A 13325-nucleotide genomic window follows, 5' to 3' on the forward strand; every position below is an offset into this window, starting at 1 on the left:
TTTAGTTGTTCAGTTTTTCAATAATTAATATTCCGTTGGAAGTCACTTCTTTGACCTTTATTACAGTTCCTGTTTTTAAGTCTGACGGATTATCTGTTAGAGCTTCTAATTCGCGTAAAGCACCTTGTATTCTAACATGTGCTTTTCCTATTTTAGATCGGTTGGCGCCAACCGTTAAATAGACTTCTCCAATTTGGTTCAAGGCATTGTTATAATCTAAAGTACCGCTATCACTAAGTTTTCGCATAGAATAAAACATGGCAGCCATTATTGCCATCATTACTAAACCGCAACCTATTGCAATAATTATAGTAAGTGTTTGAGATAATCCTGCGTCGATGCATGCAATTCCTGACCAACCAAAAATGGTAAAAAAACCAACAAGGTTTTTAAAAGTTATAAATTGAAACCCAATGCCTGTATCGCCATCAATATCTGCGTTCACATCTCCAAAATCTTCCGTATCTCCACCAGCAAAAGACATGATAATGGTAACAATAAAAATAAACGAAGCTATTATTGCGATCATCCAAAATACTTTTGGAAACCACGCTAAGGCATTAAACCACTCTAACATAATTTTTAGTTTTAAACATTGAATATAGTGTGTTTGAAATTGTTAGGCAAAATTTAAAGGTCCACATTTCAACTTCTTAACTATAGGTAGCCAAAACTTTATTTTTGTTACAATAATTAAAATAATCAGTTATTTTTATTTTGGTTAAATTTTGGTTTATTAATAATTAGGTATGTATAAAATTGTAATTGTAGCAAAATAATGTTGTAGGTTATGTGCTGTAATGCCTATCTTTAAAAACAGGAATTAAATACGTTACTAACTTAATTTTTTAGGGCGTTACCCAAAGGGTCAGGCTTTCGCTACTTGCTCTCTGCGAGAAGCTCAGACAGACCGCTCAATCCTTAACGAGTAAGCAGATATCTAATAGAATAACAGTTATGATAAAACATAAATCAGGAAGCTTAACCTTCTTTACACCAGATGCTGTAGACAATGCAGCTGGACAATTTTTTGATACTGGAATTTCGGCAGGTTTTCCTTCTCCTGCAGAGGATTTTAAAGAGCATCGTTTATCATTAGACGAAGAACTTGTAAAAAATAAAGAGGCTACTTTTTATGCTAAAGTAAGTGGTCAATCTATGATAGGAGCTGGATTAGATGATAACGATTTATTGGTTATTGATCGTAGTTTAGAGCCTTCTAACAATAAAATTGCAGTTTGTTTTTTAGATGGTGAATTTACAGTAAAACGTTTAAGAGTCTCTAAAGATGAAGTGTGGTTGCAACCAGAAAACCCCAATTATCCAATTATTAAAATTACAGAGGATAATAATTTTTTAATTTGGGGAATAGTTACAAATGTGATTAAAAAGGTATAATTCTTTTTTAGGTATAAAACAAAAAAAACGCGAAACATATGTTTCGCGTTTTTTATTATGATTTAATAATATTAGTCAGCCAATATTATTACTTTGTTTCCATTCATTTCAAGTGTACCAGAGTTTATTTTTAATAAAGTTGTGTTTTTATCACCTGTTGTAAAGCGATCTGCTACTTCTTTATCTAGTACAATATTACCAGCTATTTTAACGGTTCCTTCTTTTAATAAAGACACCACTGGTGCGTGATTGTTTAACATCTCAAAGTCACCATTTACTCCAGGAACAGTAACGCTAGTTACTTCTCCTTTAAATAATGTTGCTTCTGGTGATACAATTTCTAAATGCATGTTTTTAATTTTTTAGATTAAGCTTCAGCAAGCATTTTTTCTCCTGCTTCAATAGCTTCTTCAATAGATCCTTTAAGGTTAAATGCAGCTTCTGGTAAGTGATCTAAACCACCATCCATAATCATATTAAATCCTTTAATAGTTTCTTTAATGTCTACTAAAACACCTTTAAGACCTGTAAACTGTTCAGCTACGTGGAATGGTTGAGATAAGAAACGTTGTACACGTCTTGCTCTACCTACAGCCATTTTATCCTCTTCAGATAATTCCTCCATACCTAAAATGGCGATAATATCTTGCAATTCTTTATAACGTTGTAATAACTCTTTAACACGTTGTGCACAGTTGTAGTGCTCATCACCTAAAATGTCTGCTGTTAAAATTCTAGAAGTAGAATCTAATGGATCTACCGCTGGATAAATACCAAGCTCTGCAATTTTACGAGATAATACTGTTGTAGCATCTAAGTGAGCAAACGTTGTTGCTGGTGCAGGATCCGTTAAATCATCCGCAGGTACATATACCGCTTGTACAGATGTAATAGAACCTCTTTTAGTTGATGTAATACGCTCTTGCATTGCACCCATTTCGGTTGCTAATGTTGGTTGGTAACCTACTGCAGAAGGCATACGACCTAATAATGCAGACACCTCAGATCCAGCTTGTGTAAAACGGAAGATATTATCAACAAAGAAAAGTACATCTTTTCCTTGTCCTTCTCCAGCTCCATCACGGAAGTATTCTGCTATAGTTAATCCTGAAAGTGCTACACGAGCACGAGCTCCAGGTGGCTCATTCATTTGTCCAAATACGAAAGTAGCCTTAGACTCTTTCATTATATTTTTATCCACTTTTTGAAGATCCCATCCACCTTCTTCCATAGAATGCATAAAGTCATCACCATACTTGATAATTCCTGACTCTAACATCTCACGAAGTAAATCGTTACCTTCACGTGTTCTTTCTCCAACTCCTGCAAAAACAGATAATCCACCGTGTCCTTTTGCAATATTGTTAATTAACTCTTGGATTAATACTGTTTTTCCAACTCCTGCACCACCAAATAATCCAATTTTACCTCCTTTTGCGTAAGGCTCAATTAAGTCAATTACTTTAATACCTGTAAATAATACTTCTGTAGATGTTGATAAATCTTCAAATTTTGGAGCAGATCTGTGTATTGGTAATCCTGCATCTCCTGCTTTAGGTAGTTCTCCTAAACCATCAATTGCATCTCCAATCACGTTAAATAGACGTCCGTAAACATCTCCACCAATTGGCATTTGTATTGGAGCACCAGTAGCAATAACTTCTGTTCCTCTACTAAGACCATCTGAAGAATCCATAGCGATTGTACGTACAGTGTCTTCACCAATGTGAGATTGTACTTCTAATACTAATTTTGAACCATCAGCCTTGATAATTTCTAATGAATCGTAAATTTTTGGTAGTTCAGAACCAGCAGCGAATTCTACATCGATAACTGGACCTACTATTTGAGCAACTTTACCTGTAACTTTTGACATTACTTATCTATTTAATATTATGGTATTTAATTGAAAGAAAACACCTTCTGTTTTCGCGTGCAAAGATAGGTGTTTTAATTTAAAAAAAAAGGAGGATTTCCTTTTTTATCTATAAAAAAACACCTGCTATCTTAACACAGAATAACAGGTGTTTATAAATTATATAATTTTTGTTTTTATTGTAGTGCTGGAGAATATGTTACACCAAAGTCTTCTGCTTTAGCAACATTACCTGAAGCTACAAAGTTTGATCCGTAAGTTGCATCTATAGCTTCTAAAAATTTATTAGCCATTAAAGCGTATCCTCTTGCTGTTAAATGCACACCATCTAAACTTACTAAACCACCAGTAACTAGACTTGTTGATAAGTTGTAATCATCAAATTCTACTCCCATTACAGAGGCTTGACTTAAAATAGCGTTTAAATCTACTAAAGCTAAACCTTTAGAGTTTGCTACACTTGCAATAGTTGCGTTGTAGGCATCTGTTGCAGTTTTGATTTCAGCTTGTTCTGATGGTAATACTACCCATTTGTCTGCCAAAGGTAAACTAACACCTTCTACAGAGAATTGTCCTGCTAAGGCTTGTGGTAAACCCTGTCCCATTAAAGTTGCAACATTGGCAGTATTAACTGTTCCTATAATTGAAGAGCTAGGTAATACCAATAAATCAGCTTCAGTAGCCTGTCTTGATTGTCCATAAGTAGCACCTAATAAATTTGCTACTAATGGTGCTGCGGATGCAGGTAAACCAAATTGTGCTATAAAACCTGGGAAGGTTGGACTTGCATTTAATTGTTGAATTATGATTGCAGAAATATCTGCTAAACTTTCATCTTTAATAACAACAGGACTTGCTGATGTTTCAGAAAATACAATTGCTCTAGCTGGATCTACTGCATTAAATATTGGGTTTAAAGCTCCAAATATTGAGTTTAATAATGGTATTTGTGGTCCAAAGCTAGGGTTTGTAGGATCTAATGGGTTATGCGGTACAGTTGTAAAGTGTGGTAAGTCGGTTATGTATGGCACATTAGTTACAACTCCGTTAGGACAAACAGCAGTTAATTGATTAACCATATCAGTAAAAACTACATCAAAAGTTGCAGTAGGTGTGATAGGGTCTGATCCATCTCCACCTGTAGTTGCATATCCTAAAACATCATTCCCACCAATTTCAGACAGTGTAAAAAATGTTGGGTTTTGTGCAATTGCATATTCTAACATTGAAATTGTTGAACTTGTAGCCATACGACCAAAGTAAGGGTTTGCAGTAGCGTATCCATTAAAATCTATATGTGTACTTTTAGCTCCAGGAACACCTACATTAGTAAAGATGCTACCATCTGCAGCTAAACTAGTTGTAATATCTGTTGTTGGTGTAGCAGGTAAAACTTGTGGTCCAGAACCATTAAAAAATAATCTTGGATTAGCCACAACTGTTGATCCAAATACAAGACCTCCAATATTATCATTCATTAATGGTAGCGTTATAGCAGTACCATTTACCTTAACAAATTGTTTAGATAATGTGTTTGGAAATGAATTTTCTTGAGCTGCTTTAAATAAAGCGCCATCAGTGTAACCAGAAGTAAATGATGCGCCTAAAGCTACGTATTTTGAAAAATCTACAGAACCATTAGTTAGTGTTGGTAATACAACACCTGTGTCTGGTTGTACATCTAAAAACTCTTCATAATCTGATTCATCATTACAAGATGTGAAGCCAATTGCAATAGCAATAAGTCCAATGTATTTTATGTTTTTTAAAGTCTTCATTATTATTAGTTATTAATAGTTATTGATGCATAATACATAGATCCAATAAATCCTGTACCAAAAGCAGTAAAGTACTCGTTACCTGTAAGGTTTGTAGCTCCTACTTTGATAACTGATTTTATGCTAGGTACTTCATAATTAATTTGCGCATCTAATACATGAAATTCTGGTACTATACCATTTCCAAATGTTGCTTCCCAGAAATAATCATCACTAAACCTATATGCGATGTTAAATCCAAAGTTTTCAAATAAATCTGTATGACCAAAAGTTGCTTTAAATTTGTGTTCTGGTGTATTAAAGCTAGTTTGGAAATCTGGGTTAGCAGCTTGATCAAAATCTTGTTTAGTAAAAGTATAACTTCCTCCTAGGTCAAATCCATTTAGTACTTTAGTAGAAAGTCCAATAGATGCTCCATAAGAGTTAACATCTGCATCAGAGTTTGTGTAAGCACTATAAGCTTGATAATCTCCATTAGCAATTGCTTGAGCAGAAAGTCCTCCATCACCAAGTCCTCCATTACTTACTGTTCCGTAAAAAGGAGCTATTACAACTTCTTGAGAAATAAAGTCTTCATACTTGTTGTAATAAGCGCTAATATCTACTATTACACTTTCGTATTTTCCTCTATAACCAACTTCAAGAGAAGTTACTTTTTCCGGTTTAATAATTTCAGGGTTAGCAACTGTTAATAAAGCTGGGTTTCCTGCAGCAGCAAAAGCTGTAACAGAACTTGCTGAATATGAGTTGTTGTATGCAGCTGCACCTGTTTGAGTAACTGTACTAGGTTGTCCAAACATGGTTTGACCTTCAAAACTAACATTAAAATCTCTAGTATATCTATTTAAGTTGTCAGGAGCAGAACCTACTAAAATTGCTCTACCAGCATCTAATCCAATAAATAAATCTTGAGTTGTCGGGTTTCTAAATCCTGTTTGTACAGAAGCTCTAATATTATGATTTCTGTTTAAAGTTAAACCAGCTGATAATCTTGGAGAGAAGAAACCATCAAATAATTCTGATTTGTCATAACGACCTGATAAGGTTAATTTAAGCTCCATTTCTTCTGATAATTCAATATCTTTCTGTATTTGAGAATATACTCCAAATTCAGAATATTCAATTGGGCTTTGACCATCAGTGTATATTGTACCACCAGAATTTAGTGTGTATTTTCTATAAGAACCACCAACTTGTATATCTGCAATATCCACTAAGTGGCTAAAGTTGTAATTTGCATCACTATGAAAATATTTTGATGCATCTTGAAATTTAGACCCAGTAGCTAAATTTGGATCATTTATACTTTTGTTAAATGCACTTTTAAATTGTGGTGATCCTGGTTCGTATCTTCCTGTGTCTGCTGCTGCTCTTGCTGCATCATGTTTTTGTTGGTCTGTTAATCCTAATGGGTTACCACCTAGTTCAATTCCAGCATAAGTTGCTATATAATCACCAAACCAGTCTTCGTCACTTTTCCAAGCTCTGTTAACATTAATTCCTGTAAACACCATGTCATAAGAATCTCCTGCTTTGTCAGACACTTCATAAGCTCTAACAAAAAAGTTGTCGTTTCTTACTTCTAGTTTGTGTTGTTGTTGGAAAAAACCATCAATATTATATCTGTTTGTTCCTTGATAAATAGTGGTACCTGTTCCTACTTTACCAACATATGAAAACTCTAAACTGTTACCTTCAATTGGACGGTAATATAAACCCCAATCTGCTTTTACGCTTTCTGCATTGTATGGTGTTAAGTCTCTTTCGTTATAACCTGTTCTACTTACTACAACATCTGGTATAACACCTAGACCTGATGCAGCTCTAATGTTAGTTGAAACTTCATCACCATAGACATTTATTCCGTCATAGTTTGTGTTTGATCTTGTTCTAGTTGGGTCAATTTTGTCAACTTCACTAGTCGCTTGCCAATCTGTACCTTTTAAGTAACCAAAGTTAATTTTTGCAGCAAATTTATCGCTAAACTTGTGCGCCATTCTTACACTTAAATCGGTGTACGGATTGTCACCTGCAGCTTCTTGAGATGTTATACCTCTTTTAAAAGAAGCACTAATACCTTCATGATCAAATGGGTTTTTACTTCTCATAAATAAAATACCATTAAATGCATTTGCACCATATAAGGCAGATGATGCACCAGGTAATAACTCTACACTTAATACATCAGTTTCTGTCATACCTACTAAGTTTCCAATAGGGAAGTTTAAAGCAGGAGTAGAGTTGTCCATACCATCAACTAATTGCATAAATCGTGTATTTGCAAAAGTTGCAAAACCACGCGTATTTACAGATTTGAAGGTTAAACTGTTAGTGTTAACATCTACACCTTTTAGGTTTTCTAAACCATCATAAAAATCTGCAGATGCAGTGTTTTTAATTTCTTTTAATCCAAATCGCTCTACAGTAACTGGAGATTCAAAAATACGTTCTGGAGTTCTAGACGCAGAAATTACTACTTCGTCTAACGCTGTACCTTCATTAAGGACAACATTAATAATTTGTTTATTAGTTGTTACTTCAACATCTTTAGAAGCAAAACCTACACTACTTATTTGTATAGTGAAAGGAGGATTTTGATCAGTCGTTAACGAAAAGTTACCATCAAAATCAGTTGCTGTTCCTACTGATGTGCCAGTAATAATAATGTTTGCACTAGGAATTGGTTGCTGACTTACATCATCTACTACTGTTCCTGTGATCGTTGTTTGCGAAAAAGTTAGTCCGCAAAAGCACAAAAATACAATTGAAAGGATTGTTCTCATTTTTTAGATTTAGTTAATTTATAATGCCAATATACGTTTTTTAACGAAATTTTTAGAAAAAGTGAGAATAAATTATGCACGCATAATAAGTATTTCTAAAAAAAAGACGCTTTAAAGCTAATTATTCACAAAAAACAGGGTTGGTTTTTGCGTAATTAGAAGCTTTAAAGCGTCTTTGATGTATAAACAGTTATCTGACTACTCTACAGTAACAGATTTTGCTAAATTTCGTGGTTGATCGACATTTTTTTCAAGCATTACCGCAATATGGTAAGATAATAGTTGAAGAGGAATTGTTGTAAGTAATGGAGTTAAAGACTCTATTGTCTCTGGTACTTCAATTACATGATCTGCAACATTTTTAACGTCTACATCTCCTGTGGTAACTATACCTATTATTTTACCTGATCTAGATTTAATTTCTTGAATATTGCTTACAACTTTTTCGTAGTGTCCTTTTTTAGTAGCTATTACAAAAACAGGCATTTGCTCGTCAATCAATGCAATTGGTCCATGCTTCATTTCTGCAGCAGGATAACCTTCTGCATGAATGTATGATATCTCTTTTAGCTTTAATGCACCTTCCAAAGCTACAGGAAAATTATATCCACGACCTAAATACAAACAGTTTTTAGCATCTTTATATATTTCGGCTACTTTTTTAATGTGTTCATCTGCTTTTAAAGCTTCTTTTACTTTTTCAGGTATTAGCTCTAACTCTTGTAAATGATGATGGAAATCTGAATTTGACATACTTCCATTAGCTTTAGCTAACTTTAAAGCTATTAAAGTCAAAACAGTAATTTGTGTTGTAAAAGCTTTAGTGGAAGCTACACCTATTTCTGGTCCAGCGTGTGTATATGCTCCAGCATTTGTTTCTCTAGCAATAGTAGATCCAACGACATTACAAACTCCAAATACAAAAGCACCTTTTGATTTTGCTAATTTAATCGCTGCAAGTGTGTCTGCTGTTTCTCCAGATTGAGAAATTGCTATTACCACATCCTTTTCTGTAATTACAGGATTACGGTATCTAAACTCTGATGCGTATTCTACTTCTACAGGTATTCTAGCAAGGTCTTCAAAAATATACTCGGCTACCAATCCTGCATGCCAAGAAGTACCACAAGCTACTATAATAATACGATTAGCATTCAAAAACTTTTCTATATTATCATCTATACCAGCCATACGGATTATTCCTTCATTGGCTAATAAACGACCTCTGTAAGTATCCCTGATTGCATTTGGTTGCTCATGGATTTCTTTAAGCATAAAATGCTCGTAACCACCTTTTTCAATTTGCTCAAGATTAAACTTAAGCTCCTGCATTGAGGGATTAACTTCAGAATCGTCTTTGATTTTTCTGATTTTTATTTTTTTATTTCGACGCACAATTGCCATTTCTTCATCTTCAAGATAAATAGCATTTTTTGTATATTCAATAAAAGGAGAGGCATCACTTGCTATAAAAAACTCGTCTTCTCCAATTCCAATTGCTAAAGGACTACCTAGTTTAGCTACGACAATTTCGTTTGGTTTGTTTTTGTCAAAAACAGCAATAGCATAAGCTCCAACAACCTCGTTAAGTGCTAGTTGTACAGCCTTACCTAATTTTACGTTTTGTTTTTTCTTAACTTCTTCAATCAGATTTATTAAGACTTCTGTATCTGTGTCTGATTTAAAAACGTAACCTCTTTTTATAAGCTCTGTTTTTATCGAGTCGTAATTTTCAATAATTCCGTTATGAATTATAACTAGATCACCTGAATTAGAATAATGTGGATGAGAATTTACATCGTTTGGTACACCATGCGTTGCCCATCTTGTATGACCTATTCCAACTGTTCCTTCTGTTGTGATTTCTTCTTTTACACGTTCTTCTAGATCAGCGACTTTACCTTTAGTCTTAGATAATTTGATATCAGTACCATCATATAGCGCAATACCTGCGCTATCATAACCTCTGTACTCTAATCGTTTTAAGCCTTCCATTACAATAGAATAAGCTTCTCTATGACCTATATATCCAACAATACCACACATAATAATTTAATTTTCAGGTTCTGTATAAAAAATTTCAAAACTAGCTCTTACGTTTTCTGGAACAGCTGGTGTATTCCCGTAAAGTATTGTTCCTTCTGGAGCGATAACTGAACTTTGAGGAATAATATTTACAATGTTACTTTCATTAGTATTAAATACTTTTGAAGTTCCAAATAAGTTAATATTATTGGTTACGTAAATACCTAATTTTGTATTAGTCGAGTCATTTAATAAGATGTTATTAATATGCTCAGTAAGTCTAATTTTATATTTCACTCCGTTTCCGCTATCATCTCTTTCAAGTTTTGGAGAGTAAATTATTTTTGAGTTATAAGGATCTGTTGAGTTACTAGTTACATCAACAAAATAATCGATAATTGGAAGGTTGTTTTTTAAATCATAAATCATTATCCTGTCTGGCTCTGATGTTCCTCCAGTATAAGCACTATGATCTACATATAGATTTAGATTAGCTTCATTAATTAACCATTGTCCATTTTTACCTTTAAAGTATTCCCAAGAATCTTGAGTAGCGTTGTTTTCGTCAATAATGTTACCGTTAAATAAGTCTAAAACAGTCATTGATCCTTCAAATCCTTTAATGAATAATTGATCATCACCAGAAGTGCTATTTCCGTCTGTTAATGGTGTAAAGTTTGAAAGGTTTTTAAAAGTATTAAACTTGTTACCGTTAAAGTTAAAGGTGTAGGTTCCTGTTTCTCTATCTCCTGCGTCATCACCATCATATTCATACTTAATTTCAACTTTAGCATTAGTAGTAAGGTCTAAAAACAGTAAGCTACCGTCAACAGAAGTATCGTTTTGCTCAACTTTTAAAATTAGTCCTCTAAAAAAGTTTTTAAAGTCAGCTGCATTTGTAATTGCAGGGTTTGCGCTTCCGTCTGCAGCAAAGATTATGTCTTCCCAAAAGTTAGCAGGTACAATACTTGGATCGTTTAAATCAACATAAATTCCTGGAGCTAATCTTTCTTCAACTTCAGGGTCTTCTCCTGGTTCAACCTCTGCTTGAATTACATGCTCTAAAGCACTAGGTGTAAATGTTTGATTAGGATCTGCAGGATAAAGTAATTGTTCTTCAAAAGCTTCTAAGTTTAAATTAGTGTAAGCGTTTGAATAATAAGCTTGTTCGTCCTCAAAATTTGTTTCAGGATCTAAGTTTCTTAAAAAGTAACTAGATTTGTAAATAGATAATTTAAAAGGACTTGAAGAATCTCCATATATTGAGTCTAGAGTGTAAGTTGAGTTACCATCTTCATCAGTTTCAGTTACTGTAGAAAAATACGGAAGATATAATTTAACAGAAAGTATTGATGGATTGTCACCAAAATCTGGAGCTAAATCGTCAGGTGTAATTTGAGAGATAAAACTTGCAGCTGTTGATCCGTAATTAGGATCGTTATATATACCTAAAACATTACTAGATAGACCACTTGTTTGTACTCCTTCTAATTTTTTATTGTATGCTATAAAAGGGAAAACTCTACTACTTGTAGAAAAATTTTGAGCACCTCTAATATCACTTTCTACATTTACAAAATCTTTGTCGCAAGCAATAGCGGTAAAGGCAATAATCATCAAAACGACTAATGGTTTGATGCTTTTTAATATGAATCTTTTCATAGATATTTCTTAAATATGGCAATATTGCGTTAGTCTAAAACGCTAGTTGTATAAAAATTAGTGTATGCTTCGCTAAATTCGTCTTTAGCATGAAAATCTAGTACAGGTTTTTTAGACTCTTTTAAATAGGATGTTAGCTCTTCAGGTAAATCTTCTGATCCAACAATTAAGGCGTCAGAGTTGTCTATTGCTACCTTCATTAGATTATTATAAGTAGGCTTAACTAAATCCTTTATTTGATCTTCATCAATATTATCAAATTTAATTTTATCAACTAATTTTGAATTTAACTCGTTTTCAAAGCCACTTTTATATACTGAAGTAACAATTTTACTTTCGTTAAATAAAGGTTCGTCTTTGTAAAATTGCTTTAAATATAGTGGTAGTAAAGAGGCTAACCATCCATGAACGTGAATAATATCTGGTGACCAATTTAATTTTTTAACGGTTTCAATAACTCCTTTAGCAAAAAAGATAGCTCTTTCATCATTATCAGAAAATAAATTTCCATCCTCATCTGTAAGTGTTGCTTTTCTTTTAAAATATTCATCGTTATCTATAAAGTAAACTTGAATACGTTCTTTAGGTATAGAGGCTACTTTAATAATTAAAGGCATGTCTAAATCATTCACAACTAAATTAATACCAGAAAGACGGATAACTTCATGTAATTGATGTCTTCTTTCGTTGATATTTCCATATCTAGGCATGAAAATTCTTATTTGTCCACCTTGCTGATTGATCATCCTAGGTGTTTCAAATGACATTGAAGAAATTTCTGTTTCCGGTAAATAAGGCACCACTTCAGATGATACATATAATATCCTCTTATCTTTCATATATTGTATAGCTTTTTCAGAATTATCATTAAAAAACACGCAAAAGTACAAAATTTTATGCAGATTGCCACTAAAATATTAAGTTTGCATCCGTTAATTAAATATTAAAAATGCTTGTATTTACTAATAAATCTAAAATTGGTGCCCATATTTCCTTGTTAAAACAAGAGGGAGAAACTATTGGTTTTGTACCTACTATGGGAGCTTTACATCAAGGACATTTGTCATTGGTAAAGGAAGGATTGGCTAATAACTCTAGGTTAGTTGTTAGTATTTTTGTTAACCCTACTCAATTTGATAATGCTGACGATTTAGCAAAATATCCACGAACTTTAGAGGACGATGTTGCTCTTTTAAAGACCGTTTCTGACAAAATAATTGTGTATGCACCAACCGTAGATGATATTTATGATGGTAATACAAAAGCCCAACAATTTAGTTTTGATGGCTTGGAGTTTGAAATGGAAGGAAAATTTAGAGCTGGACATTTTGATGGTGTAGGTACTATTGTTAAACGATTATTTGAAATTGTAACACCTAATAACGCTTACTTTGGAGAGAAAGATTTCCAGCAATTGGCAATTATAAAAAAATTAGTGAGTAAATATCAGCTGCCTGTAACAATAGTTGGGTGTGATATTTTTAGAGAAAGCTCAGGTTTAGCTATGAGTTCTAGAAATGTACGTTTAAAACCTGACTACAAACAAGCAGCACCTTTTATATACAAAACACTTAAAGAAGCTAAAGTTAAGTTTGGCACAAAAAGTGCAGATAAAACAACAAAGTGGGTTCAACAACAGTTTGATAAACATGAGTTATTGCAATTAGAATATTTTATTATAGCTAATGTTGACACTTTAAAAACCGTAAAAAGAAAAAATAAAACTAACACTTACAGAGCGTTTATTGCAGTTTATGCAGACGACATCAGATTAATAGATAATATCGCTCTAAATTAATTATC

Annotated in this window: 10 protein-coding genes; 2 read left to right on the forward strand and 8 right to left on the reverse strand. The window is 33.3% G+C overall.

Annotation, left to right across the window (positions count from 1 at the left end):
- Nucleotide 1 precedes the first annotated feature (1 nt).
- A complete protein-coding gene (locus B2989_RS01655; RefSeq protein ID WP_292943197.1) occupies nucleotides 2–577 on the reverse strand; it encodes a hypothetical protein in 576 nt (191 codons plus the stop codon).
- A 380-nt stretch (nucleotides 578–957) separates the two neighbouring features.
- Here B2989_RS01655 and B2989_RS01660 point away from each other — a divergent pair, with 380 nt between their 5' ends.
- Nucleotides 958–1398 (forward strand): LexA family protein, encoded by a 441-nt coding sequence (locus B2989_RS01660; RefSeq protein ID WP_292943200.1) that lies wholly within the window; start codon nucleotides 958–960, stop codon nucleotides 1396–1398.
- 71 nt (nucleotides 1399–1469) lie between these two features.
- Here B2989_RS01660 and B2989_RS01665 read toward each other — a convergent pair whose 3' ends face one another.
- The 7 genes from B2989_RS01665 to B2989_RS01695 all read right to left on the reverse strand — a co-directional run bounded on the left by B2989_RS01665 (nucleotide 1470) and on the right by B2989_RS01695 (nucleotide 12361).
- Nucleotides 1470–1748, reverse strand: a complete 279-nt coding sequence (locus tag B2989_RS01665; protein WP_099568195.1) for a F0F1 ATP synthase subunit epsilon — start codon at nucleotides 1746–1748, stop codon at nucleotides 1470–1472.
- A 17-nt stretch (nucleotides 1749–1765) separates the two neighbouring features.
- Nucleotides 1766–3274, reverse strand: a complete 1509-nt coding sequence (gene atpD, locus B2989_RS01670; protein ID WP_145005583.1) for a F0F1 ATP synthase subunit beta — start codon at nucleotides 3272–3274, stop codon at nucleotides 1766–1768.
- Between the two features lie 176 nt (nucleotides 3275–3450).
- Nucleotides 3451–5052, reverse strand: coding sequence for an SGNH/GDSL hydrolase family protein (locus tag B2989_RS01675; protein WP_292943217.1), 1602 nt, complete (start codon nucleotides 5050–5052; stop codon nucleotides 3451–3453).
- Nucleotides 5053–5057: 5 nt separating this feature from the next.
- Complete coding sequence (locus B2989_RS01680) at nucleotides 5058–7835, reverse strand: TonB-dependent receptor (protein ID WP_292943220.1); 2778 nt, start codon at nucleotides 7833–7835, stop codon at nucleotides 5058–5060.
- Between the two features lie 198 nt (nucleotides 7836–8033).
- Complete coding sequence (glmS, locus tag B2989_RS01685; RefSeq protein WP_292943223.1) at nucleotides 8034–9881, reverse strand: glutamine--fructose-6-phosphate transaminase (isomerizing); 1848 nt, start codon at nucleotides 9879–9881, stop codon at nucleotides 8034–8036.
- A 6-nt stretch (nucleotides 9882–9887) separates the two neighbouring features.
- Nucleotides 9888–11522 (reverse strand): DUF4270 domain-containing protein, encoded by a 1635-nt coding sequence (locus B2989_RS01690; RefSeq protein ID WP_292943226.1) that lies wholly within the window; start codon nucleotides 11520–11522, stop codon nucleotides 9888–9890.
- Nucleotides 11523–11551: 29 nt separating this feature from the next.
- Complete coding sequence (locus B2989_RS01695) at nucleotides 11552–12361, reverse strand: glycogen/starch synthase (protein ID WP_145005597.1); 810 nt, start codon at nucleotides 12359–12361, stop codon at nucleotides 11552–11554.
- A gap of 110 nt (nucleotides 12362–12471) precedes the next feature.
- Between B2989_RS01695 and panC the strand changes: the two genes are divergently transcribed.
- The gene (panC, locus tag B2989_RS01700) at nucleotides 12472–13320 is read left to right on the forward strand and encodes a pantoate--beta-alanine ligase (RefSeq protein ID WP_292943231.1); all 849 of its coding nucleotides are present in this window, start codon (nucleotides 12472–12474) and stop codon (nucleotides 13318–13320) included.
- Nucleotides 13321–13325 lie beyond the last annotated feature (5 nt).

It is taken from the genome of Olleya sp. UBA1516 (genome assembly GCF_002323495.1).
Classification (GTDB): Bacteria; Bacteroidota; Bacteroidia; order Flavobacteriales; family Flavobacteriaceae; genus Olleya.